The sequence below is a fragment of the Rhodococcus sp. AC861 genome (assembly GCF_979256035.1).
Genome location: NZ_CEEDMW010000008.1, coordinates 85,903 through 109,921, shown reverse-complemented (window position 1 = coordinate 109,921; position 24,019 = coordinate 85,903). Strand labels below are relative to the sequence as shown.

At 67.2% G+C, this 24,019-nt stretch carries 24 protein-coding genes; 17 read left to right on the top strand and 7 right to left on the bottom strand.

The annotated features are described in order from the left end of the window. The gene (locus tag AC0IX4_RS21950) at positions 1 to 1,095 is read left to right on the top strand and encodes a branched-chain amino acid ABC transporter permease (protein ID WP_471831125.1); all 1,095 of its coding nucleotides are present in this window, start codon (positions 1 to 3) and stop codon (positions 1,093 to 1,095) included. Next, a complete protein-coding gene (locus AC0IX4_RS21945) occupies positions 1,092 to 2,426 on the top strand; it encodes an ABC transporter substrate-binding protein (RefSeq protein WP_471831123.1) in 1,335 nt (444 codons plus the stop codon). Before AC0IX4_RS21950 ends, AC0IX4_RS21945 begins: the two co-directional genes overlap by 4 nt. 54 nt (positions 2,427 to 2,480) lie before the next feature. Here AC0IX4_RS21945 and AC0IX4_RS21940 read toward each other — a convergent pair whose 3' ends face one another. Both AC0IX4_RS21940 and AC0IX4_RS21935 read right to left on the bottom strand, forming a co-directional pair. Further along, positions 2,481 to 4,877, bottom strand: a complete 2,397-nt coding sequence (locus AC0IX4_RS21940) for a phosphoketolase family protein (RefSeq protein ID WP_471831120.1) — start codon at positions 4,875 to 4,877, stop codon at positions 2,481 to 2,483. A gap of 103 nt (positions 4,878 to 4,980) precedes the next feature. Next, positions 4,981 to 6,093: a hypothetical protein gene (locus tag AC0IX4_RS21935; protein ID WP_471831119.1), complete on the bottom strand. Its 1,113-nt coding sequence runs from the start codon at positions 6,091 to 6,093 to the stop codon at positions 4,981 to 4,983. 163 nt (positions 6,094 to 6,256) lie between these two features. On the opposite strand from AC0IX4_RS21935, the gene AC0IX4_RS21930 reads away from it, so the two are divergent. The 5 genes from AC0IX4_RS21930 (at position 6,257) to AC0IX4_RS21910 (ending at position 9,247) form a co-directional block, all read left to right on the top strand. Continuing rightward, on the top strand, positions 6,257 to 6,895 hold the full coding sequence (locus tag AC0IX4_RS21930) for a CsbD family protein (protein ID WP_471831117.1): 639 nt from the start codon (positions 6,257 to 6,259) through the stop codon (positions 6,893 to 6,895). Between the two features lie 258 nt (positions 6,896 to 7,153). Continuing rightward, positions 7,154 to 7,450 carry a WXG100 family type VII secretion target gene (locus tag AC0IX4_RS21925; protein ID WP_471831115.1) on the top strand — a complete coding sequence of 99 codons (297 nt, stop codon included), beginning with the start codon at positions 7,154 to 7,156 and terminating at the stop codon, positions 7,448 to 7,450. Beyond that, positions 7,447 to 7,734, top strand: a complete 288-nt coding sequence (locus tag AC0IX4_RS21920; RefSeq protein WP_471831113.1) for a WXG100 family type VII secretion target — start codon at positions 7,447 to 7,449, stop codon at positions 7,732 to 7,734. The genes AC0IX4_RS21925 and AC0IX4_RS21920 overlap by 4 nt, the downstream gene beginning before the upstream one ends. Beyond that, positions 7,734 to 9,011 carry a WXG100-like domain-containing protein gene (locus tag AC0IX4_RS21915; protein ID WP_471831111.1) on the top strand — a complete coding sequence of 426 codons (1,278 nt, stop codon included), beginning with the start codon at positions 7,734 to 7,736 and terminating at the stop codon, positions 9,009 to 9,011. Before AC0IX4_RS21920 ends, AC0IX4_RS21915 begins: the two co-directional genes overlap by 1 nt. Then, positions 9,008 to 9,247, top strand: coding sequence for a hypothetical protein (locus AC0IX4_RS21910; RefSeq protein ID WP_042573824.1), 240 nt, complete (start codon positions 9,008 to 9,010; stop codon positions 9,245 to 9,247). Before AC0IX4_RS21915 ends, AC0IX4_RS21910 begins: the two co-directional genes overlap by 4 nt. A gap of 10 nt (positions 9,248 to 9,257) precedes the next feature. Here AC0IX4_RS21910 and AC0IX4_RS21905 read toward each other — a convergent pair whose 3' ends face one another. Next, the gene (locus AC0IX4_RS21905) at positions 9,258 to 9,740 is read right to left on the bottom strand and encodes a hypothetical protein (protein WP_042573823.1); all 483 of its coding nucleotides are present in this window, start codon (positions 9,738 to 9,740) and stop codon (positions 9,258 to 9,260) included. A 94-nt stretch (positions 9,741 to 9,834) separates the two neighbouring features. Between AC0IX4_RS21905 and AC0IX4_RS21900 the strand changes: the two genes are divergently transcribed. The 3 genes from AC0IX4_RS21900 to AC0IX4_RS21890 all read left to right on the top strand — a co-directional run bounded on the left by AC0IX4_RS21900 (position 9,835) and on the right by AC0IX4_RS21890 (position 13,051). Beyond that, positions 9,835 to 10,287: a hypothetical protein gene (locus AC0IX4_RS21900; protein ID WP_471831109.1), complete on the top strand. Its 453-nt coding sequence runs from the start codon at positions 9,835 to 9,837 to the stop codon at positions 10,285 to 10,287. A 48-nt stretch (positions 10,288 to 10,335) separates the two neighbouring features. Further along, a complete protein-coding gene (locus tag AC0IX4_RS21895; protein WP_471831108.1) occupies positions 10,336 to 11,826 on the top strand; it encodes a fatty acyl-CoA synthetase in 1,491 nt (496 codons plus the stop codon). A 115-nt stretch (positions 11,827 to 11,941) separates the two neighbouring features. Next, positions 11,942 to 13,051, top strand: a complete 1,110-nt coding sequence (locus AC0IX4_RS21890; RefSeq protein WP_156148825.1) for a hypothetical protein — start codon at positions 11,942 to 11,944, stop codon at positions 13,049 to 13,051. Position 13,052: 1 nt separating this feature from the next. On the opposite strand, the gene AC0IX4_RS21885 is transcribed toward AC0IX4_RS21890, so the two are convergent. Further along, positions 13,053 to 13,628, bottom strand: a complete 576-nt coding sequence (locus tag AC0IX4_RS21885) for an excalibur calcium-binding domain-containing protein (RefSeq protein ID WP_052493153.1) — start codon at positions 13,626 to 13,628, stop codon at positions 13,053 to 13,055. A 111-nt stretch (positions 13,629 to 13,739) separates the two neighbouring features. Then, positions 13,740 to 15,092, bottom strand: a complete 1,353-nt coding sequence (locus AC0IX4_RS21880; RefSeq protein ID WP_471831106.1) for an MmgE/PrpD family protein — start codon at positions 15,090 to 15,092, stop codon at positions 13,740 to 13,742. A 156-nt stretch (positions 15,093 to 15,248) separates the two neighbouring features. On the opposite strand from AC0IX4_RS21880, the gene AC0IX4_RS21875 reads away from it, so the two are divergent. Together AC0IX4_RS21875 and AC0IX4_RS21870 are read left to right on the top strand one after the other, a co-directional pair. After that, entirely contained in the window at positions 15,249 to 16,061 is an 813-nt protein-coding gene (locus AC0IX4_RS21875; protein ID WP_042573818.1) for a cyclase family protein, read from the top strand. Next, positions 16,058 to 17,491, top strand: a complete 1,434-nt coding sequence (locus AC0IX4_RS21870) for an MmgE/PrpD family protein (protein WP_471831105.1) — start codon at positions 16,058 to 16,060, stop codon at positions 17,489 to 17,491. The genes AC0IX4_RS21875 and AC0IX4_RS21870 overlap by 4 nt, the downstream gene beginning before the upstream one ends. Here the strand turns inward: AC0IX4_RS21870 and AC0IX4_RS21865 are convergent, their stop codons facing one another. Beyond that, the gene (locus tag AC0IX4_RS21865) at positions 17,492 to 18,310 is read right to left on the bottom strand and encodes an HpcH/HpaI aldolase/citrate lyase family protein (RefSeq protein WP_471831103.1); all 819 of its coding nucleotides are present in this window, start codon (positions 18,308 to 18,310) and stop codon (positions 17,492 to 17,494) included. It lies immediately after the preceding gene. Continuing rightward, positions 18,307 to 19,104, bottom strand: a complete 798-nt coding sequence (locus tag AC0IX4_RS21860) for an IclR family transcriptional regulator (RefSeq protein ID WP_471831101.1) — start codon at positions 19,102 to 19,104, stop codon at positions 18,307 to 18,309. Before AC0IX4_RS21860 ends, AC0IX4_RS21865 begins: the two co-directional genes overlap by 4 nt. Positions 19,105 to 19,348: 244 nt before the next feature. Here AC0IX4_RS21860 and AC0IX4_RS21855 point away from each other — a divergent pair, with 244 nt between their 5' ends. The 5 genes from AC0IX4_RS21855 to AC0IX4_RS21835 are packed head-to-tail and all read left to right on the top strand — an operon-like array spanning position 19,349 to position 24,000. Then, positions 19,349 to 20,569 carry an ABC transporter substrate-binding protein gene (locus tag AC0IX4_RS21855; RefSeq protein WP_471831100.1) on the top strand — a complete coding sequence of 407 codons (1,221 nt, stop codon included), beginning with the start codon at positions 19,349 to 19,351 and terminating at the stop codon, positions 20,567 to 20,569. Then, the gene (locus AC0IX4_RS21850) at positions 20,566 to 21,549 is read left to right on the top strand and encodes a branched-chain amino acid ABC transporter permease (protein ID WP_471831098.1); all 984 of its coding nucleotides are present in this window, start codon (positions 20,566 to 20,568) and stop codon (positions 21,547 to 21,549) included. The genes AC0IX4_RS21855 and AC0IX4_RS21850 overlap by 4 nt, the downstream gene beginning before the upstream one ends. Then, positions 21,546 to 22,583 carry a branched-chain amino acid ABC transporter permease gene (locus tag AC0IX4_RS21845; protein ID WP_042573813.1) on the top strand — a complete coding sequence of 346 codons (1,038 nt, stop codon included), beginning with the start codon at positions 21,546 to 21,548 and terminating at the stop codon, positions 22,581 to 22,583. Before AC0IX4_RS21850 ends, AC0IX4_RS21845 begins: the two co-directional genes overlap by 4 nt. Beyond that, complete coding sequence (locus AC0IX4_RS21840) at positions 22,580 to 23,299, top strand: ABC transporter ATP-binding protein (protein ID WP_200933460.1); 720 nt, start codon at positions 22,580 to 22,582, stop codon at positions 23,297 to 23,299. Before AC0IX4_RS21845 ends, AC0IX4_RS21840 begins: the two co-directional genes overlap by 4 nt. Then, the gene (locus AC0IX4_RS21835) at positions 23,296 to 24,000 is read left to right on the top strand and encodes an ABC transporter ATP-binding protein (RefSeq protein WP_471831096.1); all 705 of its coding nucleotides are present in this window, start codon (positions 23,296 to 23,298) and stop codon (positions 23,998 to 24,000) included. Before AC0IX4_RS21840 ends, AC0IX4_RS21835 begins: the two co-directional genes overlap by 4 nt. Positions 24,001 to 24,019: the final 19 nt, after the last annotated feature.

The window sequence follows — 24,019 nt, the reverse complement described above, 5'->3', positions numbered from 1 at the left end:
ATGAGTGCACCTGCGATCGACCGCGCCCCCTCCTCGGGAATGTCCGCACGTGTCGCGCGTGCTGTGTCCACTCCCGTGCGTCGCCATGTCCTCGGTGCCCTGCTCGGCATCGTCGTGATCGTTCTGGTTCTCGAGAGTGTCAGCACGTTCCGGCAGGGCCAGCTCACCTCGGTCGCCTACCTGGCCGTCGCGGCTGCCGGACTGACCGTGCTCACCGGGTTGAACGGGCAGCTCTCCCTGGGGCACGGCGCATTCATGGCCGTCGGCGCCTATACCGCGGCGCTGATGTTGCGGGCCAACGAGTCCGGATGGTCCCTGCCCCTCGTACTCGTCGCGTCGACGGTCGTCGCGGGGGTCGTCGGAATCGTCGTCGGTGTCGCGGCCGCGCGTCTGCAGGGACCGTATCTCGCGGGTGCGACGTTGGCACTGGCCGTGGCGGTGCCCGGTCTGGCGCTGTATTTCTCGGACTATCTCGGCGGCGAGCAGGGACTGATCGTGCCCAGTCCGGACGTCCCGACCGTGCTCGACGACATCGCCTTCTTCGTCACCGGCGCCGACCTCACCCCGACGAAGTTCGTCGCCTACGTCGCCTGGTTCCTGCTCGTGCTGGTGTTCTTCCTGCTGGCCAACGTGTCGTCGTCGCGGATCGGCCGACGCTGGCGAGCAGTGCGTGACGACGAGGTGTCCGCAGAGATCGCCGGGATCGACCTGGGGCGCGCACGCATCCTCGCGTTCGTCGTCAGCGCCGCGTGTGCCGGTGCGGCCGGCGCCATCATGGCCATGGCGTCCCGCATCGCGGCGCCCAGCGGCTTCACTCTCGTGCTGTCGCTGACATTGCTCTCGGCCGTCGTGATCGGTGGATTGGGTTCGCTCACAGGAGCTCTCCTCGGCGCCGCCCTCCTCACCTACATCCCGCCGGTCGTGACCAACCTGGGCCTCGACGCCGGGTTGAGCAGCCTGCAGGCCGCGGAACTTGCGCCCCTGGTCACCGGCATCTTCACCGTGGTCGTGATCCTTTTCGCGCCACTCGGGCTGGTCGGCACGGTCCGGAGTCGTCTCGTACAGCGTCGTACCACGAAAGAAGGAGTTCGATGAACAGGATCCGAACATGGGCGCAGCGGGGCACCGCCCTCGCGGCGGCCGTCGTACTGGTGGCCTCGTGCGGTGCGGGTGGCCGTGAGGAGGCGGAGGAGTCCACGGAGGGCTCCACCGTCGGGATCACCGACACCTCGGTGAAGATCGGTGCGCACTATCCCCTGACGGGTGTCGCCGCTCCCGGGTACAGCGAGATCCCTACCGGCGCCAAGGCGTACTTCGACTACGTCAACGCTGCGGGGGGTGTCAACGGCCGACAGATCGAGTACCTCGTGCGTGACGACGCCTACGACCCGACGACCACCACGCAGGTGGTCAACGAACTCGTCCTGCAGGACGAGGTCTTCGCGATGGTGGGCGGTCTGGGCACTGCCACGCACAGTGCCGTCATCGACTTCCTCAACGAGGAAGGGGTGCCCGATCTGTTCGTCTCGTCCGGAGCCATCATGTGGGGCAACGATCCGGAGAAGTACCCCAACACCTTCGGGTGGCAGCCCGACTACCAGGTCGAGGGCAAGATCATCGGCGACTGGGTGCAGAAAAACCGCCCGGACGCCAAAGTGGGTCTGTTCCTGCAGGACGACGATCTCGGGCGCGACAGCGAGGAAGCCGTTCGTCAGTATCTCGACGAGTCGATCGTCGGCGTCGCCCGCTACACGTCCGGTAACACCGACGTCGCCCCGCAGATCGCGTCGCTCCAGGCAGCGGGCGCCGATCTGATCCTGGGGTTCAACGTCCCGTCCTACACCGCGTTGAGCCAGCTGGTCTCGCGCCGACTGAACTACACGCCCGAATGGTTCTACAGCTCCATCGGTTCCGACGTGGACCTGGTGGGGTCACTGCTCGGACGGTTCTCCCAAGGCGCGGTGACCGACGGCGCGTCGTCGCTCGAGAACATGATCTCCCTGGAGTACATCCCGGGGATCGACTCGGCGGACAATCCCTGGACCCAGTTGTGGCAGAAGGTGTGGGCCGCCAACGGAACCGGCGAGGAGCTGACCAACTACCGCATCTACGGCATGAGTCATGCCTACGCCTTCGTCCAGGCTCTGCAGGCCGCCGGTGAGAACCCGACCAGGGAGTCGATCGTGTCGGCGCTGCAGTCGCAGGGCAAGGACCTGCCCGGCCCGCAGCTCGCCCCGTTCCGCTACTCGGAGGACAGTCACCTCGGCATCTCCGGTGCCAGCGTCTACAAGATCACGAACGGCAAGCCGGAGAACCTGACCCCGGTCCTGGTCACGGATGTCGGCGACTCGCCGGTGGAGGAGTACACCGGCGAGGAAGCGACACCGCCGGAGAGCGGAATCCCGGACACACAGCCTGCCGGCTGACCCGGTTGGCGGGATGACAATGGCGGGGGCGTCGACAGGCGCCCCCGCCATTCGTCAGTGCCGCTCGACCGACCCCCACGTCCAATCCTTGACCTCCGGCATGTCCTCGAGGTGCTCGACGACGTAGGACCGGTGGCGCTCCAACTGGTTACGGCAGTGATCGGCCAGTTCCTCACTGCGTTCGGGTACCCGCCTCGCCCGTCGCAAGGCGTCGAGAACGAGGTGGTACCTGCTCATCTCGTTGACGACGACCATGTCGAACGGCGTGGTGGTCGTGCCCTGCTCACTGAAGCCGTGCACGTGGAAACGTGCCGCGCCCGTACGTCCGTGGATGAGTTCGTGGACCGCACGTGAGTAGCCGTGGAAGCCGAAGACGACGTCGGTGTCCGCTGTGAACAGCTCGACGAACCTGTCTTCGGGCATGCCGTGCGGATGGTCCGGGACCGGCATCAGCGCCATCAGATCGACGACGTTGACCACGCGCACACGCAGGTACGGAACCCATTCCCGCAACAACTCGGCCGCGGCCAGGATCTCCTGCGTCGGAACGTCTCCGGCGCAGGCGAGCACGATGTCCGGGCGGTCCGGAACCTCCGCTCGACCGGTCGTCCTCGCCTCGGTCCCGGCCCACCCCCAGATCGAGGCCCCTCGCGCGCAATGCTCGTGCGCCTCCTCCAACGTCAGGTACTGCAGGTGCTCCTGCTTGTCGACGACGATGAGGTTGACGTGGTCCCGGCTGCGCAGGCAGTGATCCGAGATCGACAGAAGGGTGTTGGCGTCCGGCGGCAGCCATACCCGCACCACCTTGGACGACAGCGGGATGGCCGCGTCGATCATGCCGGGGCCCTGGTGGGAGAAACCGTTGTGATCGTTGCGCCAGCACGTGCTCGTCAGAAGGATGTTCAGTGACGCGACGGGCTCGCGCCAGCGCAGATCGCGCGCGTGCTGGAGCCATTTGACGTGCTGGATCATCATGGACACGCTGACCATGGCGAACGCTTCGTAGCTTGCGAAGATGCCGTGGCCGCCCGCCAGCAGGTATCCCTCCAGCCAGCCCTGACACAGATGCTCGCTCAACACCTCCATCACTCGGCCATCGGCGGACAACGCGGTGTCCCACTCGGTGGTGGGAAGCTGCCAGCACCGATCCGTCACCTCGAAGACCGCGTCGAGGCGGTTGCTGGCGGTCTCGTCGGGGCAGAAGAGTCGGAACGTGCCGCCACCGTCGGCGGTGATGTTGCGCGAGTAAATCTCTCGCAGCAGCTCACCGAGAACCTTCGTCGTCCCGTGGAACGTGGTGCCGGGGGAGGGGATGTCGAGGGCGTACTCGTCGAGCGGCGGAATGGTCAGCGGGGTCAGGAGTCGGCCGCCGTTCGCGTAGGGAGTCGAGCCCATGCGCTTGTCACCGGTCGGAGCGAGCGCCGCCAGTTCCGGTGCCAGCGTTCCGTTCTCGTCGAACAGCGTCTCGGGGTGGTACGACTGGAGCCATTCGCGCAGCAGCTCGAGGTGCGCCGGGTTGTCCCGCACACCGGACAGGGGAACCTGGTGCGCCCTGTTGGTTCCCTCGACCAGAACACCGTCGACCTCGTGGGGACCGGTCCACCCTTTGGGTGTCCGCAGAACGATCGCCGGCCACCGGACTCGACCGCCCGTGCCGGACCGCGCAGCATCCTGGATCTCGCGAATGGTGGTGTGGGACTCCCGTAGCGCTCGCTCGAAGTCCCGGAAGACGTGTCGAGGATCGTCACCCTCGACGACGACGGGGGACCATCCCTGTCCCGACAGATAGTCCGTCACGTCCTCGTCGGACATGCGGCCGAGCACTGTCGGTCCGGCGATCTTCGCGCCGTTCAGATGCAGGATCGGCAGAACCGCACCGTCGCGTCGGGCGTTCAGGAAGGCCGGCAGTTTCCACGACGCGGACAGGGGTCCGGTTTCCGCCTCCCCGTCGCCGATGACACACGCGACCGTGAGGTCGGGCCGGTCGAACGCCGCACCGGCGGCATGCACCAGCGCGTAACCGAGCTCGCCGCCTTCGTGGATGCTGCCCGGGGTGGGCACGCTGACATGGCTCGGAATGCCACCGGGTGAGGAGAACTGGCGGCACAGGACATGCACGCCGGCGGCATCCCGCGAGACCTTCGGGTAGATCTCGCTGTAGGTGCCCTCCAGATACGTGGACGCGACCAGGGCCGGACCGCCGTGGCCCGGTCCGGTGACGTACAGCCAGTCGGTGTCGGTGCGTCGGATGTGTCGGTTCAGCAGCGTGTAGATCATCGACAGTCCGGGGCTGGTTCCCCAGTGCCCCAGCAGTCGAGGCTTGATGTGCTCGGCTCGCAGTGACTCGCGCAGCAACGTGTTGTCCTGCAGATAGATCTGCGCGACGGTCAGATAGTTCGCGGCGGCCCACCAGCGCAGGTCCAGGTCCAGGTCGTGATCCTCGTACGGCATGTGCGGTCCTCTCCCGACCGGGTGGCCCCGCTCGTCGGCAGTGGCCTACCCGTGGGAGGCGGATCCATGCAGCGCCGGAGCGGTGGATCCTGGGAAGCTCGTCTCAGTCCTGAGGCGGGGCGTCGTCCGCCGCGGTTCCGAAGATGTCCGCGCCGGCGATTCCGTCGAGGACCGCATGCCGGAGCTGCGGCGGCACGAGCAGGACATCGCCGCCGACGATCAGGCCCTCGTCGATGAAGGCGCGCAGTCGCGCGGTGACGAGCTCCGCGGTCCGCTTGTCCTCGCCCTCGAGGTCGTCGTAGTTCTCGTCGAGGTTGCCCTCCGGAGGATCGGGTGTCATGGCCGCGAGCACACTCTGAGCGACGAAACTGTCGGCGACCGACGCGGAGACGTCCACCTCCTCGCCTGCGGACAGCTGCACCCGCACGAAGGCAGCGACCACCGCACGCAACGCCTCGACAGCGCGGGCGCGGAAGTCGGCGGCGAGAGGTCCCGGAGCGGCGCCGCTCGCGGAGATCTCGACGACACCGGACTCGATCGCACAGTTCCAGGTGTGGGCCAGCTCGGGAACATCGGCCGGCATCTGGAACGCGGAGGCGGGGACGTCCACACCGAGGGCGTCGGCCACCCCACGTGCGTCGACGGAAGCACCGGTCGACGACCAGGCCAGCAGCGCGTCGACTCGACCGATCACGGCGAGTTCCGCGAGGGCGCCCGCCTCGTCGCTCGCGGACACGTCGGGAAGCGTGACGTCGTCGGGGGTGAGGGTGTCGGGCATTCCGTCGACGAAGTCCGTGAGGTCTTCCATGCAGTGCTCGTAGTCCGCGTCGCTTCCGCTCCAGATGTCCTCGTCGTCGAGGAACGTCAGATAGGACAGGGCGCTGAACACCAGGTGCAGCGCCGCGTCCTCGCTCGCCTCGGTGTCCTGTGCCAGGACGGACTCGGCGGCGTCGAGAACGAGGTGGGCGTCGTCGGGTGTCCATGCGGTGGGGGTGAACTTCTCGTGGACCCTGGTCAGTTCGCCCAGGAGCGACTCGACGACGCGCCTGGTGGGTTCGATGTCCCCGGCACCGTCCTGCGCTGCCATCCAGGTCACGAAGCGAGCGAGGACGCGTTCGGTGGTGGAGGCCGTGGGTGCTCCGGTCTGACGACGCCGACGTGCTGCGGTCTTGGCCGCACGCTTCTGGCCACGGTTGGACGGTCGATTCGATCCCATGCGCCGACCCTAGTGGTGCACGGACACGCGTCGCCGCGGTAGGTTGCCGCCGACTGTGACCCAGATCATGTGCTGGCGGCGCACGCTTCTGCGTTCTCGGTACGACTCATCTTCATACGAACACGAGCGCGCCCGGTAGGGGCAGCGTCGAAAGGAGCTCACCATGGCCGACTTCATCGAGAAGGCACAGAACAAGGTCGACGAGGCCGCAGGCGCCGCGAAGAAGAAGGTCGGCGAGGCCACCGGGGACGACTCGCTGCGCACCGAGGGTGCCGCACAGCAGACGAAGGCGGACGGCAAGCAGGCCGCCGACAAGGCCGGCGAAGCGGTCGACGACGCCAAGGATGCGGTGAAGGACACGGCGGGCGACGTCGCCGACAAGACCGAGCACGCGGCGAACAAGGTCGCCGGCAAGGCGGACGACGCCGCGAACAAGGCAGCGGACAAGGCGAACGAAGTTGCCGACAAGGCCGGTGACGTCGCGGAGAAGGCTGCCGACAAGGCTAACGAGGTCGCTGCCAAGGCACAGGACAAGGCCGGCGAGGTCGCGGACCGCGCCAAGCACGCCGCCGACAACGTCGCCCAGCAGGTGCGCAGCTTCGATGCGAACTCGTCCGATGTGAAGAAGGCCTCCGCTGTCAGCGCGCCCGTCATCGCCGCCGTCATCGGCGCGATCGTCGCCGTCGTCCTCGTGCGCCGTCGCCGCAACGCGCCGCGCCGCATCGCCGAGCAGCGTCTGTCCGCCGCCCAGAGCTTCGGCCACGATCTGGCCGAGACGGTGAAGCACAAGCTCGATCGCTGATCACCGGACGATATCCGGTCCAATGCTGCGGACTGTTCGTTCGAACGAGGGGGCAGCGTTGAACTGAGCACCGTTCACCGTCACCGCGGTGCACGGTGAGCTGCAACCGAATGCGGCGTCTGCAGGGGCAGGCGCCGCATTCGTCTGTCCGGGGTCGGTTGCTCGCACGCGCCGGGAACCGATGGGGCTGTGAATCCGTCCATGTCTGTACGCGCCGTCGATCGACGGCGTCGACGGGTCGTTCGGGGGGAGACCGGTATGGAACACACAGCTGTCGATACACCGGCCATGGTGGATGTGGGTCGAGCACTGGGGCGGGTGTCCGGCGATCTCGAGCGTGAGATCGCCGATGCGGCAACGGCCGTCGCGGCGATAACCGCCTCGTGGCACGGCGGCGCCGCGAACGCGTTCGCCGATGGCTGGGCGGCGGTCCACCGCGGTGTACGAGAGATGGTGGCGGTTCTCGCCGACTCCGCGCGCAATCTGGAGATCGCGGCGACAACGTATGCGCAGCAGGACGAGTCGACAGCCGCCGCCGTCGCGGGTGCATCGTGAGCGGCTACCGCGCGGATCTGGCAGAGCTGGACTCGGTGGTGCTGAAACTGGCACACATGGTCGACACGACGCGCAGCGCACTCGCCGAGGTGACGACACGGGTGGATGCACTGCCCTGGGACGGAGCCGCCGCCGACGCGCACCGAGCCGTGCATGCTGCATGGGTGTCGAACGCCCGCGACATGACCGAGGGTGTCGAGTCGATGAGACATGCTGCGCATCGGGCACATTCGTGGTACACCGCCGCGGTCGATGCCAATCTGCTCATGTTCGGCCGACGCTGATGGCGCCTCCGGCGGTTCTCGACGTTTCGCCCGAGGTCTACGCTGCCGCGGCGCGCTCGATCTACCGTGCCGAGCAGGTCATGTCGGATGCGGCTGCCGCTCATCACGCCGCTGCCGCCCGGTGGGCCGGCATGGCAGGAAGCGATGCTGCCGGCGAGCAGTGGGGCACGTCGTACGACGGGCAGGTCACCGAACTCGGCCGATCACTCGCCACCGTCTTCTCGGCCACCTCCGTCACGGCTCGACTCGTCGAGCAGGCCGGCGCCAATCATGCTGCTGCGGAGGCGAATGCGCTGACCCCGGGGGCGCCGCCGCCGGTCGGAAGGGCGCCCGCATCCACCAGGCAACTCGACTACCCCAGCTCCGTGGGGGATTCCGGGCCCGGCCTGCAGGGTGCGGTCGAGCTCGCCGACGCGGTCGGTGTGCCGTGCCCCAACGGAGACACCGGAGCGTTGCGCGACGCGGCGCGGCAGTGGATCGTGCTGGGCCAGGCGATGCTCGATGCCCGCTCCGACATCCTGTCGGCGACGTCCGACCTGGCTGCGGTCCGGTCGCCGGAACTCGACGGCATGCATCGCGATCTGCGTCGATTGTCCGACGCGGTGGAAGCCGCAGCGGGTGCCTGTTCCGGACTCGCCGCTCTCTGCCGCGACTACGCGGAGCGACTGGACGAGGCACGTCGGGAGATCCGGGACCTGATCGAACGGTTCGCGCTCGAAGAAGCCGCGGCCGTCGCGGTCGGTATCGGATTGGCCTTCGTCTCCGCCGGGCTGTCGGCCGCGGCCGGAGCCGCGGTGGCCGCCGGTCGGTTCGCCCGTACAGCTGCCCGTGTTCGCCGGGTGATCGATGCGCTGCACGCGTTCGCACGGATGCGGCGGAACGAGACCTCGATGCAGACCATGCGGAGGGCCACCGACGATGTCGAGGACCTGACGTCGCGGGTACCCGTCGGCCTCGACGACGTGGCTACGGTCGAGCGCAGTACCGGGGCCCCGCCTGCCGGGTGGTCGTCCTCCAGGGCGCTCGACGATCACTTCGCCCGTCACGGCGCCGACGTCGGAGCGCGGTCGTCCGACGAGTACGCCGACCTCGCGGCGCGGTTCCGCACGGAGGGATCACACCAGGTGAAGGTCGGTCCCGACGGCACGATCCGGATGTACGACGCCGAGACGAACACCTTCGCGTCGTACACGCCGGACGGCATCACCAAGACATACTTCAAGCCTGGTTCCGGTGCGTCGTACTGGGACCGTCAACCGGGGGTCATCACCGAATGAGCGACACCGTCTGCCCGATCTGCCACTATCCGGATCTCGCCGAACCGCCGTACTCGGACGCCGGTGCGTCGTACGAGATCTGCCCGTCGTGCGGCTTCGAGTTCGGAGTCACCGACGACGATCTCGGTGTCTCGCCGCAGTCGTGGCGCCGTCGCTGGATCGAGCAGGGCTGTCCGTGGACGTCGTCGGCTCCTCGGCCGGAGGGGTGGGACGGCGCGCGTCAGCTGCGGGGGTGACCTGTGCGGCTCAGGGGAGCAGGTACGAGTAGGCAGAGCATTCCGAGGCGACACCGATGTAGACGAGTCCGTCGGACTGTTCGTCTGTCCATCCGCGGGCTCGTGTCCGGTCGGCCGTCTCGGCCAGGATGTCGACGCCGGTGCGACCGACGGCGAGGTCACGGCAGATCGCGGTGACCGAGGTGTCCATGAACGCGGCGGTGTCCGCATCCGTCGGGAAGCCCGCCATCTCCATGATCTGTGCGAAGGCGTCGACGGGTTCCGCGGCGGCGATCCGTTCTCCCGCCGCGGTCACCACTGCCGGTGTGTCGATGGTGGGGACGGGCGTGCCGATGGACGACTGCCTCGCGGGTGTCGGAACGTCCGAGGCGTCGGCGGTCACGCCGTCGCCCAGCACCATGGTCGTCGTCGCGGCGCCGGCCAGGACGACCACCGCGGCGCCGATCAGCGTCAGGCGTCGTCCGGTGCGGGTCGGGCGCCGATGTGCTGGCATCACATGTCCTTGATAAGTGGGTCAGTCACTGACTTATACCCATTTTCGAGCACAATGTTACTGCTACTTCACAGAAACTCGGGGGAACGCGCGCATGGACAGAATCACCCGTCGAACGCTCGGTGCCTGGGTGATCAAGTGCAATCCGCGGCGGACCGACGCCGTCGCGCTGCTGGCGACCGGCGATGCGGGCGGCGAGTGGTGCGTCGCGCCCAACTACCGGTCCCGGCTCATGGGCGAGGGTCAACCGGTTCTGCTGTGGGTCAGCAATGCCTCGGGTGCCCACCCGACACGGGGATTCTGGGGACTCGGAACAGTCCTCGGACCAGCTGTCGACATGCACGATCCGCACGATCGACGACTGCACGTTCCCACCCGTATCCGGACGTTCGACGAACCGCTGACGGCCGCGGAGTGTGCCGCCACCGCGGGGCTGGACCGACTCGAGGTCCTGAGGTCCCCGCAACAGTCGAATCCCTCGGTGATCACAGCCGACGAGTGGGCCGTTCTGGGTCCGATCGTGAGCGCGCGAGTCGGCCGTAGCTGAGCCCGTGGGGACTGTTCCCGTCGGGCGGATGTCTCTAGTGTCCGAGGTATGACAGCTGATGTTCGCGCGAGCACGGTCGACGGAATCCTGACGCGATCGGCGCGTCGTCACCCGGACAGGCCCGCGCTGGAGTTCGACGGCCGCACCCACACCTACGCGGAGCTCGACGGCGTTGTCTCCCGCGTTGCACGGCACCTGGTGTCGACAGGTCTGCGTCCGGGAGACCGAGTAGCGGCGTACGGCACGAACTCCGACTCCTACATCGTGGGTTTCCTCGCGTGCTCGCGAGCCGGCCTCGTCCACGTGCCGATCAACTACGCGTTGGTCGAGGACGAGTTGACCTACCTCGTCCATCAGTCGGGAGCGCGCGCACTGCTCGTCGACGATGCTCTGGAACCGGCCGTCGCCGCGGTCCGTGACGGGCTGGCACTGGACAGGGTGCTGTCCCTGCAGACGCTTCTCGACCTCCCCGACGCAGACGTGTCACTCCCCGCCGTCCGCACCTCGGATCTGGTGCAGTTGCTCTACACGTCCGGGACGACGTCGAAACCCAAGGGCGCGATGATGTCTCACGGCGCTCTCGTCAGCGAATACGTGTCGTCGGTTCTCGCACTGTCCTTCGGCCCCGATGATGCGCCGTTGATCGCGATGCCGCTCTACCACTCCGCCGGGATGCATGTCTTCGCTCTGCCGTACCTGTCGGTGGGGGCGACGGTCCGCCTGATGGCCAAGCCCGACGTCGCGGAGATCCTGCGCCGGGTGGAGGCCGAACGCATCGGGTCGCTCTTCCTGGCGCCGACGGTGTGGGTGCCGTTGGCCGGTCACCCCGATCTCGACAGTCGGGACCTGTCGTCGTTGAGGAAGGCCCAGTACGGAGCGTCGATCATGCCGGTCACGGTGCTCGAACGGCTCCGGACGCGGTACCCGGAGCTGAAGTTCTACAACTGTTTCGGCCAATCCGAGATCGGGCCGCTCGCGACGGTGCTGCAACCCGAGGAGCACGACGAGCGCCCCGCGTCGTGTGGACGGGCGGTGTTCTTCGTCGAAACGCGCGTGGTGAGTGCCGACGGTGAGGACGTGGAGGACGGTGAACCGGGAGAGATTCTCTACCGTTCGCCGCAGTTGTGCGACGGGTACTGGGACAACCCCGACGCCACAGCCGAGGCGTTCCGCGACGGCTGGTTCCACTCCGGAGACCTGGTGACCCGCGACGCCGAGGGGTTCGTGACCGTGGTGGACCGCATCAAGGACGTCATCAACACCGGCGGGATCCTGGTCGCCTCCCGCGAGGTGGAGGACGCGATCTACACCCATCCCGCTGTTGCGGAGGTGGCCGTCATCGGCGTTCCCGACGACAAGTGGATCGAGGCGATCACCGCCGTGGTCACGGTGAAGGACGGTCACACGGTGACCGCGGAGGAGATCGTCGAGCACGTATCGGGCCGCATCGCACCGTTCAAGATTCCGAAGCAGGTGCGGTTCATGGACGAACTGCCGCGTAACCAGAGCGGCAAGCTGCTCAAACGCGAGTTGAGGTGATCGAACCGAGGTTCGGCGTGTTACACGTGTGACTGATGTGACTGGTGGTACTTCTGACTCGTGAGTTCCCGCGCGTCCGCGGTAGCCGCATCGCTCGGGGAGTGCCGTCATGCACATGGGTAGACGAGTTGCGCAGATAGTGGTCGTGGCGGCGATGGTGATCGCGTCGCTGAGCGTCCCGGACGCCTCGGCGGCCAGTTCGTACGTGGGCCGCCAAGGAATCGGTCTCAACGGCATCGACTTCCGTGCCAGTTCGGCGGTGCAGAAAACTCAGGCGGCACGGGTGGCGGGTACCGGCGCCAAGTGGGTCCGGATCGAGATCGACTGGTGGTACGTCCAGGACGGCGGCCGCACATCGTTCAACTGGGCGGGTCCCGACGGCGCGGTGGCCGCAGCCAAGGCGAAGTCGCTCAACGTGCTGCTGCTGATCCAGAAGACACCGCCGTGGGCGCGGACCACGGCCGACGGCAGCACACCTCCGACGAATCCGAACGACTACGCCACGTTCGCCGCGAAAGTCGTCAGCAGGTATGCGCCGCAGGGTGTCCGGTCGTACGAGGTGTGGAACGAACCGAATCTGTGGATGTTCTGGGCGGACCCGGTCACCGGGAAGCCGAACGTGCAGGGCTACGTCGACCTGCTGAAGGCCGCGTATCCCAAGATGAAGGCCGCCACGTACAGCTCCATCAGCATCGTCGCCGCCGGGCTGTCGCCGTACGGAACGACGGGGCAGAGCCCGGAAGGGCACGCGATCTCCCCGCTCACCTACCTCGACCAGATGTACGACGCGGGAGCGAAGAACTACTTCGACGCCGTCGGGTGGCACCCGTACACGGCGCCTGCGATGCCGAACGACACTGCGGACTGGAATGCGTGGTCTCAGATGAGCGTCGACTTCACCGATGCTCAGGGTGCGATCTACCAGAAGAGTGCGCGCACGATCATGACCGAGAACGGTGACGCCGGGAAACTCATCGTCATGACGGAAGCGGGCGCGGCGACGGCCGGAGATCCCAGCCTCACCGAGCAGGACCAGACCACCGCCTACCGGCAAGCCGTCGACAACCGGCTGTCCTACAGCTGGGCCGGGCCGATCTTCTTCTACGAGACCACCGACCGGGCCCCGCTGACCACGGTCGATCCCGACAAGGAGAACTACTTCGGGATCTACCGCGCCGACGGCACCGCCAAGCCCGCGGTCGGTGTGTTGACCAGCGTGCGCTGAGTCAGTTTTCGCAGCCCACGCCGTCGCCGTCGCGATCGAGGTGCGATCCGTATCCGGGGTCGCCCGCGTAGACGGGTGCGGCGCCGGCAGCCTTCGCGGCCGAGCAGTTCTTGTAATACGCCGAACCCGACGACTCCTCGACGTAGGGCGCGGGTGCCGGGATCGGGGCGGGGGCGACGAACGGAACGGGCGCGGGGACGTACGCACGGTCGATGTCGGGGACGTCGACATACGGCGTCTCGACGTACACGGGCTCGGTGTACGCGGGTTCCGTGGTCGGAGGTGGCGCGTACACGGTGACGGTCTCTTCGGTCGTGGTGGCCGAGGTGGTCGTCGTCGTGGTGCTCCGCGGAGTCGTGGTCGTCGGGCGCGCGGAGGTCGTGGTGGGTACCGACGTCGTGGTGGTGATGACGGTCTCGGCGCTGGCGTCGACGGTCTCGGGGTCCTGCATGGCGCCGAGTCCGATGACGGACAAGCCGACGAATGCTGCGACGGCAGCGGTGATCTTGCCCCGGTTGCCCTTCTTCCGCGTCTCGACGTGGGGAGGCTGGTAGGGCGGGGGGTACGCGTTCGACATGGAAGAGGATCCTCGGAGATGGAAGCGACGGGTCACACTCACGTCGCCGTCGACGCCCGCAGTGTTACAGGCTGGTCGGTATGTGTACACCGTCCGCAGCAGGACGTGAGGTCACGGCAGCGCGCGCAGGATCTCCGCGACATCCGTCGATCCCGCGAGGTCGGCGACGACACGATCGATGGTCGCGGCGTCCTCCCGGCCGACGAGGTGCTCGATCTTGGCCAGCACCTGCGCGTCGTCGAGGGGGAAATGGTCCACGTCGCCCACGGGGTTGGGCGTCCCGGCCGACAGCACGTCGCCCGTCGTCAGGACGACGTCGACTTCCGCGGCGCGTCGATCGGGGAGCAGGCGGGTGAGATCCGGCGACGACTCGACGTGCACACGCGCACTGAAGTCCTCGGCACGGCGGAAGGAATCCGTCTGCGGTGTCAGTGCGTCCGCGTCGATCCGGTCGTTCGTCATCGCCGCAGCCACGACGAAGGGCAACGAGAACATCGCTTCGAGTCGTGTCTCCGGGTGTCTCCGGAACAGCGGCTCGGCCAATGCGTGCGTGCGGACATGTACCGCGGCGACGTGTCGAGCGTCGAACGACGGACGCAATCCGTAGACGGTGTCCACCGCGGCGTGCGTGTACGAACAGCTCGCGTGACGCTTGGCGTACCCCTGATCGATGGCGAAGACACCGTCCGGATCGAGGGACAGCGCGACCGGATCGAGAGAACCGACGATGTCGCCGAGTGTCGACGAGGCAGCGCCGTTGTTGTGCACCAATTCTGAGGCTGCCAGTCGCGCCGCGTCCAGACCGGCGCGCACGGCACCGCCGATCCAGAGATTGCGGGCGAAGTTCCCGGCCAGCACCACATCCCACGGCGCCACATGCACCAGGGCGGTCGATGCGTCGATCGCGGCCGCAGTGCGGTCGGCGTCGAGTTGCCAGATCACCGCGGCGGCGGTCGCGGCGCCCGTCGCACCCCAATGGCCGTGCGTGTGCCAGCGAGGATCGCGTGTCAGGGCCGCGCCGAATCGGGTGGCCACCTCGTACCCCGCCACGACGGCGGCGAGGAATCGGGTGCCCGGCACAGGTCCGTCGGCGAGGCGTGTCGCGGCGATGGCTGCCGGAACGACGTGCGCTGCCGGATGACCCGCCGCGTACTTGTTTCCCTCGTCCAGTTCCAGGCAGCACGACGCGACGGCGTCGAGGTACGACGCGGTCTCCGCCGTCGTCGTGACCGCGCGCCCGATCGTCGACGAACTGCCCGGCTCGGACCGCCATCGGGCCGTCATCGCCGTCACCTCGGGGGTTCGCGCGCCCGCCAGCGTGACCCCCAGGAGATCCAGCAGAACGGTGCCGACCCGGGTGTCGTGTGCGATCGACCGGTCCTCGAGGGCTGCCGCGAAGGCTGCCAGCCTGTCGACGGCGTCGCGGACGCGTTCCGCTGGTCGGAACGTCTCTGCAGGGCTCATGCGGGTAACGCTAAGCATGGTGTGCGGGGCGGTCAAGATAACCGCCGTGAAACCGCTGCTCCTGTTAGTCTGACTGCCATCGGAACCGCTGCGTCAGCGATTCCGCTCAGCGGAACAGGAACCCCGGTCGGCTCAGCTAGAGGAGATACACAGCTCATGTCGGACAGACTTCTCGAGGCCGTCACGGCCGGTATTCGTACGGTGGATCTCGGTCGCCAGCTCCGCGTGGGCATGCCGCAGTCGCCGAACCACCCGCAGTTCTGGCACACCCTGCCGCGTCGGCACGGTGACATGACGCGTGCCGACGGCGGAAGCGCGGCGAACGACATGATCACCACGGGCACGCACGTCGGCACCCACATCGATGCCCTCGCTCACGTGTCGCACGACGGCAAGATGCACGGCGGAGTCGACGCGGTCGAGGCCGGGATCGGCGGCAAGTACGTCGAACTCGGAGTGCACACCATCGCCCCGATGATGCGACGCGGTGTCCTGCTGGACATCCCGAGCGTCCGCGGCGTCGATCGTCTGGAAGGCGGCGAGGAGATCACCGTCGACGACCTCGAATCCGCCTGCGCCGCCGAAGAAGTCGAGATTCGTGCCGGGGACGTCGTCCTCATCCGCAGCGGATGGGCGCAGATCTTCGACGAGGGTCAGCCGTATGTCGGGGGACCGTCGGGTGTTCCCGGAGTGAGCGAGGCCGGCGCGACGTGGCTCGCGGCCCGCAACATCCATGCAGCGGGTGCTGACACCATCGCCTTCGAGAGGCTCGCTCCCGGAGGCGGCCACGCGCTGCTGCCGGCGCACCGAGTGTTGCTCGTGGAGAGTGGCATCTACATCATCGAGGCTCTCGACCTCGAGGAGTTGGCGCGCACCCGGACGTACGAGTTCACGTTCGTCCTGGTGCCGCTCAACATCTTCGGAGCAACAGGCTCGCCGGTCCGTCCGCTCGCGGTGGTGTCGGCATGACGGACACCACGCTGGCGCAGCATCTGGCACGCTTCGCCGTCGACTCGACCTTCGATTCGCTGCCGGCGGACGTCGTCGACAGCGTCGGCCTGCGAGTCCTCGACACCCTCGGTATCGCCGTCGCCGCGACGGCGCTGGAGACGAGCAAGGCCGCCATCTCGTGGGCCACGGAACAGGGCGGCAACGCCGTCGCCTCCGCCGTCGGTGTGCGGGAGAACCTCCCCCCGACGCTGGCCGCGTTCGTGAACGGAGTGTTGGCCCATTCGCTCGACTTCGACGACACGCATCTTCCGTCGGTGCTGCACCCGAGCGCGAGCGTGGTTCCGGCGGCACTCGCTGCTGCCCAGCACCACGGAGCGACCGGCCGTGATCTCGTGCGCGGCATTGCGATCGGCCTCGAGGTCTGCGTGCGCCTGGGTATGGCGGGCTTCGACCCGGAGACCAAGAATTCCGTGTTCTTCGAGCACGGCCAACATGCGACGTCCATCTGTGGAGCCATGGGCGGCGCCGTCGCGGCGGCCGTCATCGGAGGCGCATCGGCCGACGGAATCGTCGACGCTCTGGGTATCGCCGCGTCGATGGCGGCCGGCATCATCGAAGCGAATCGCACGGGTGGCACGGTCAAACGCCTGCACTGCGGATGGGCGGCGCACTCCGCGGTGTCCGCCGCCGGGCTGGCCCGCCACGGCATCACCGGCCCACCGACCGTGCTGGAAGGCCGGTTCGGGTTCTTCCAGGCGTGGCTGCACCAGTCGGGTCGCGGTGAGGAAATCACGGACGGTCTCGGTGACCGCTGGGCGGCACCCGGCATCTTCTTCAAGCCCTATCCGGCGAATCACTTCACGCATGCGGCCATCGATGCGGCTGCGGCACTGAGGAATCGGGGCATCAACTCGGACGACGTGCACCGGTACGTCCTCGGGGTGCCGGCCGCCAACCTTCGCACCATCGGTGAGCCCATCGAGGTGAAGCGGACCCCGCAGACGGGGTACATGGCACAGTTCAGCGGCCCGTACGCGGTGGCGGTGGGAATGCTCGGTGGTGGGGGACTGGGAGCGGCACTCGACGACTACACCGACGAGAAGGCGACGTCGACGCAGCGGCGAGAGATCATGGCGCGCGTCGACGTAGTCCCCGACGAGCGCTGCGATGCGATCTTCCCGCATCAGTTCCCGGCTGTGCTCACGGCTCATCTTCACGACGGCGCCACCGTGGTCGAGGACGTCCTGACCACCCGCGGAGGGCCGGACCGGCCGTTGTCCTTCGACGACGTCCGCGCGAAGTTCACCGCCAACGTCACCGGTCTGCTGCATAATTCGGCGGCAACGGACTTCGCCGCCCTGTGCGCCACGCTCCCGGGCATCACCGACGTAGGAACACTCCTCGACCCACTTCGTCGGCTCGGGCCGGCGGCTCGTCCGTCGACCTGATCAGGCGCGGGCCAGGATCTCCCTGGCCCCGCGCACGACGGCTTCGTCGACGAACTTGCCGTCGTCGTCGACGGTCGGACCTCCGGCCGCGGCGTCGAACAGTTCGACGAGGCGCTCCGCCCGGCGCACGTCGTCCGGTGACGGTGTCAGGGCGGCGTTGATTACCGGCACTTGACTCGGATGCACCGCCGTCCGGGACCGGAAGCCCATGTCGACGAACTGCTGGGTGGTGGCGACGAAGGCGTCGAGATTGCGGAAGTCGGTCGACGTGGGCGCGATCGGTGCGTCGAGACCCGCTGCGGCGCAGCCGATCACCACATCGGTGCGTATCGCGTCGACGACGTGACGGGTGGCGTCGCTCCGGGTGATGCGCAGGTCGGCGAGAAGATCCACCTCACCGATCCCGAACGTCTGCACCCGTGGTCGGGACGCCATCGCCGGGATGTCGCGAAGGCTCGCCGCCGTCTCGATGAGCCCGACCAGGGCGATGTCGGTGCCGGTCAGCAGGTCGTCGGCATCGGACAACGACGTAGCCGAACACTTCGCGACGATGATGCCGGCGACTCCGGGCCTCGCTGCGGCGGCGAGATCGTCGCGGAGGAATTCGGGAGTCACGCGAATCCAGATCTCGGCGCGCGCGCCGGGTCGTGTGTCCAACCATCGGGAGACGTCGGCACGTGCAGTGTCCTTGTGTGTGAGCGGAACCGCGTCCTCGAGGTCGATGATGATCGCGTCAGCGGGGCCTGCCGCGGCCTTGTCGAAGAGAGCAGGTTTGACGGCCGGCACGTACAGGAAGGACCGGGGCGCACGACGCGTCATCGGGTAGCCCTGGCCTCGAGGCTCTGCGTGATGGCATGCGCCGCGGCGAGTACCTGACCCGCGTGAACGGCGTGATCGTCGTCGGCCGTCGAGGAGTAGCGGAACGCGGGCCCGGACGAGCTGACCGACCCCAGGACGTGGCCCGCCGCGTCGAAGAACGGCGCGGCGATGGACGCGGCGCCGGTGTTGCGCTCGTTGATCGAGGTGCCGTAGCCGATGTCGCGGATCTCGGCGAGCCGCGACAGGAAGATCGAGCGGTCGGTGTCGGGGGTGGTTCCGCTCAGTTCCTCGAACGCCTCGTCGGCATAGTGCGGGGGGAGGAATGCCAGGATCGCGCGACTCGATGCACCGGAGTGCAGCGGATACTGGGGTCCGATCTCGACCACCATCTTCACTTCCTGTGGGCTCTCGTACTGGTCGAGGTAGACGCGTCGGTGCCCGACGAGGACGGACAGCGTCGCGGTTTCGCGCGTCTCCGCGCGCAGGCGCCGCAGAATCGGTGCGGCGATGGACCTGACGTCGAGTTGGCTCCACGCCTTCGTGCCCAGGCCGATGGCGGCGGGCCCCAGCGAGTACGTGGATTCCCCGGTGACCGGTTGGACGATGGATCGGGACGAGAGCGACTGCAGGATCCGGTGGACGACTGCCTTGCTCAGGTCGAGGCGGCGGGCCAGTTCCGAGACCCCCAGTGCGCGGTCGGACTGGGAAAAGGCGAGCAGGACGTCCGCGACTCGATCCGCGGATTCGGTTCCGGTGGACTCGAGTACGACCTTCGAGCTGGGAGTCGGTGCCATATGGCTAACCTTCCACATCGTGCGAACGCCCGCGCGGCTTCGGAGCGTTCCGCTGAGCGAACCATACCCGTAACAAGAAAGTCATCAAAGAGCCTGTTCTGACCCAGTGAGGCGTGCCATACTCAGATGCAAGGGGGATCAGGTGCCACTTCGGTGGTGCGCTGAGCGGAACACAGAACGTGTCCTTTTGCCACACGGTTTCTTTGAGTCGTCGCCACGGTCGGCGCGGAAGGCAGATCCAATCATGAGAAAAGTCGTAGGCGTTCTCGCCGCGGTAGCCCTACTGGGCACCGCCGCATGCGGATCCTCCTCGGGCTCCGACGGTTCGGGTCCGATCAAGATCGGAGCCGTACACCCCACCACGGGCGCACTCGCCGGAGTCGGTGGGCTGATGAACGACGGTGCGGCACTGGCGGTCGAGGACATCAACGCGGCCGGCGGAATCGCCTCCATGGACGGTCGCACGCTCGAGCTGGTGACGGGTGACAGTCAGGGAAAGGCCGAGGTCGGGCAGAGCGAAGCACAGCGACTCATCGACGACGGCGCCGTGGCCCTGGTGGGCACCTACCAGAGCGACGTCACGCAGAACGTCGCCTCGGTCGCCGAGCGTTCGCGCGTCCCGCTGGTCATCGACGTCGCCGTCGACGACAAGATCCTCGATCAGGGCTACCAGTACGCGTTCCGGATCCAGCCCAATGCGTCGAGCATGGGCACGGACGGCGCGAAGGCGCTCGCCGCGATCGAGGAGCAGACCGGTCAGGCCATCGACCGAGTCTCCTACCTGCACATCGAAGGGTCCTTCGGCGACAGTGTGTTCGACGCGTTCGAGAAGGAAGCCGCGAACCAGGGCATCTCGTCGGTCCAGGAGATCACCTACCCGGCCACGAACTTCTCCGACGCCACCACCCAGGTGCGGGAAGCGGCCGTGTCCAACCCGGACGTCATCGTCGCCACGGGGTACTACCCGGACGGTCTGCTCATCGCCAACGCGGTGCAGCAGCTGAACGTGAACGTCAAGGGCGTCTACGGAATTGCCAACGGCGCGTTCGACGACAGCTCGTTCCCCGCAGCCGCCGGTGCCGCCGGTGAAGGCGTGCTGTCGGCGAACTACCACTTCGACGCCACCAGCGACCGCGTCAACGACATCCGGGCGCGGTTCGAGGAGAAGTACGGCCGCCCCATGGAGACGGCAGCCATGCTGTCGTACCAGGCCGTCGAGGTCATCGCCGCAGGACTGGACGACGGTGCGGACGCGGACCCGGAAGCGTTGCGCGAAGCCATCTCCGGCGTCACCATCGAGGATCCGTTGCTCGCCTTCTCCGGTCCCATCCAGTTCGACGAGACCGGTCAGAACACCAACGCGACGGTCATCGTCATGCAGGTGAAGGACGGTCAGGTCGCCCAGGTGTTCCCGGACGAGTTCGCCACCGACGCGATCGAGTTCCCTGTCGGAGCGGGCCGGTGACGGTAGTCGCCGAGGGTGCCGCCGGGGAGAAGACCCGCCGCGCAGTCAATCCCGGCGTCGCCGTCGGAGGAGCCCTGGTGATCATCCTCGCCGTCGTCTTCTTCGTCGGCGGCAAGGACCAGGGCCTGGTGGGTCAGGCCATCGTCTCCGGGCTGCTGCTGGGCGGCGTGTACGCGCTGATCTCCGTCGGACTCACGCTCATCTTCGGTGTGCTGGGCATCGTCAACTTCGCCCAGGGCGCCATGCTCACGCTCGCGATGTACATCGTCTACGCACTGTCGACGGCCGGGTTGCCCGTCTACCTGGCGACGCTGCTGGCAGTGCCGGTGATGTTCGTCTTCGGCATGGTCGTCCAGGCGACGCTGCTGACCAAGCTCACCATCGGTGGCAGTCACGAGGGCCCGCTCTTGGTGACGCTCGGACTGTCGCTGTTGATCATCAACGTGTTGTTGATGGTCTTCGGTGGACGCCCCAAATCCGTTGCGGCACCGGTCGACGGCTCGCTGTCGATCTTCGGGACGGTCGCGGCCTGGCCGCGAGTGCTCGCCTTCATCGGTGCTGCGGTCGTCGCGATCGCTCTCAAGTCGGTGCTCGAGCGAACCCGACTCGGATTGTCCATCCGCGCTGTCGCGTCCAACTCCGAAGGCGCCAAGCTGGTCGGCGTCGACATCGGCCGGGTGTACGCGTTGACGTTCGGTATCGGCGCGGCCTGTGTCGCGGTGGCCGGCGGATTGATGACGCCGTTCACCTCGCTCACGCCGTCGGTGGGTGAGCAGTTCACGATCCTCGCGTTCGTGATCGTCGTCCTCGGCGGGCTCGGCAGTGTCGTCGGAGCCATGGTCGGGGGCATCGTCATCGGCCTCGTGCAGACCGTGGGTGCGCTCTACCTCCCCGGTACCGGCTCGCTGATCCTCGTGTTCGCGGTGTTCGTCATGGTGCTCTTTCTCAAGCCCGAAGGACTGTACGGAGGACGCCGATGACCACCACGACACCCGCATCCGCGCCGCCGGAGACTCGTCTGAAGGACACGTGGCTCCGTCGCCAACTGCTCACTCTCGTCATCGGTTTCGTCGTCGTCGCTGCGTTCCCGCTGGTGCTGGGCGAGCAGGCGCAGACCGTGGCCGTGCGGACCCTGATCTTCGCGGTCATGGCCGTCGGCTGGAACCTCATGAGCGGGTTCGGCGGAATGTTCAGCTTCGGCCATGCTGCGTTCTTCGGCATCGGCGCGTACACGGGGGCCTACCTGCTGGTGGAACACGGCATCTCACCGTGGATCTCGATGCTCGTCGCCGCCGTGCTGTCCGCCGCTGTCGGCACGCTGATCGCGTACCTGTGCCTGCGCTACCGGCTCGCCGGATCGTATTTCGCCCTCGCGACGTTCGCGTTCGCGCAGATGTTCCTGCTGCTAGTGCAGAACCTCGAGGTCTTCAACAAGACCGAGGGCTTCAATGTGCCGATTCTGCCGCGTGATTCGTGGTGGATGCTGCAGTTCGAGAAGGGCAGTCCCAACTACATCTGGATCCCGCTCGTGATCCTGGCGCTGGCCGTACTCGGCACCATTTTCTACGTCCGCTCACGGCCGGGTCAGTACGTTCAGGCCATTCGTGACGACGCCACCGCCGCAGCCTCGCTGGGCATCGATACGATGAAGTACCGCTTGATCGCCGTCGCAGCGAGTTGCGCGCTGACCGCCGTCGCCGGCGTGTACTACGTGCAGTACTACTTCTTCGTCGGACCGGAGCAGGCCTTCGGGTCCGCGGTGTCCGTGGAGGCCATCGTGCCGGCCGTCATCGGCGGCATCGGCACCATCTGGGGACCGGTTCTCGGCGCCGCGGTCATCGGGCCGCTGTCGGAGCTGATCAACCAGCTGCTGCGGAACCCCCCGGCGTTCCTCGAGTTCCTCCAGGGTTCCATCGGTCTGGATGTGGCCGTGTACTCGGTGATCCTGATCCTGATCGTGATCTTCCTGCCCAAGGGGATCTTCGGCACGATTCGCGAGAGGTGGCGCAAGTGAGCGTCCTCAGTATCGAGAATCTGAGCAAATCGTTCTCCGGCATCCACGCGGTGCGCGACGTCAGCATCGACGTCCCGGATGAGCAGTTCCTCGGAATCATCGGCCCCAACGGGGCCGGGAAGACCACCCTGTTCTCCCTGCTGGCCGGCGAGCAGCCGCCCACGTCGGGACGGGTGATCTTCGACGGCACCGACATCACCGGATGGCCTGCGGACAAGATCGCGCGTGCCGGCCTGGTGCGCACGTTCCAGCTGATGCGGCCGTTCGAGTCGATGTCGGTCCTCGAGAACGTGACCATCGCCGCGCTGTCGAAGCGCAAGTCCCGCGGCGATGCTCGTCGCCACGCACTCGACGTCCTCGATCGGGTGCAGCTCTCGGATCAGGTGGGCGGCAAGGTGTCGACCATGTCCACTGCGGGACTCAAGCGTCTCGAGTTGGCGCGAGCACTGGCGATGGAACCGCGCGTCGTGCTTCTGGACGAAGTTCTGGCGGGACTCGTTCCGGCAGAACGTGCCCCGATGATCGACCTGCTTCGGTCGCTGCACAGCGGCGGGCAGACAGTCCTGTTCGTCGAACATATCATGGCTGCGGTCATGGCCCTGTCGGAGCGTCTCGTCGTCATGCACGAAGGCGCAGTTCTGACGGCGGGGGACCCGCGCACCGTGATCGAGGACCACCGCGTCGTCGAGGCCTACCTGGGTGAGGAGAGCGCATGATGCTCGAGATCGACGATCTTCACGCCGGCTACCGACGGCTCGAGATCCTGCACGGCGTCACGATGCATCTCGACAAGAACGAGATCGTCTCCCTCATCGGCGCGAACGGTGCCGGCAAGACGACGACTCTGCGTGCGCTGTCGGGTCTGGTGGCACCGTCCAAAGGGCGAATCGTGCTCGACGGCAACGACATCAGCGGCAATCGCGCCGACAGAATCGTCAAGTCCGGTCTGGTGCACGTCGCGCAGGATCGAGCCCTGTTCGGCAGCCTGCCGGTGTCGGAGAACCTCGAGATGGGTGCCTACACCCAGAAACGCGGCTCCATGAAGGAGTCGCTGGACCGAGTGTTCGGACTGTTCCCGATCCTCGCCGAACGACGGACTCAACGCGCGGACACCATGTCCGGCGGTCAGCAGCAGATGCTGGCCATCGGTCGCGCGATGATGTCGAAGCCGCGGGTGCTCACCCTCGACGAGCCGTCGGTGGGTCTCGCACCCAAGCTCGCTGCCGAGGTGCTCGACGCCATCGTGCGCATCCGGGAGACCGGTGTGACAGTGCTGATCGTCGAGCAGAACGCAGCTCAGGCACTCGCGATCTCGGACCGCGCCTATGTCATCGAGAGCGGAACCATCGTGCTCACCGGTACCGGTGCAGAGCTCGCCCACGACGATCGTGTCAAGGCGGCGTACCTCGGCATCTGATGCCGCATCTCTCGTCAGG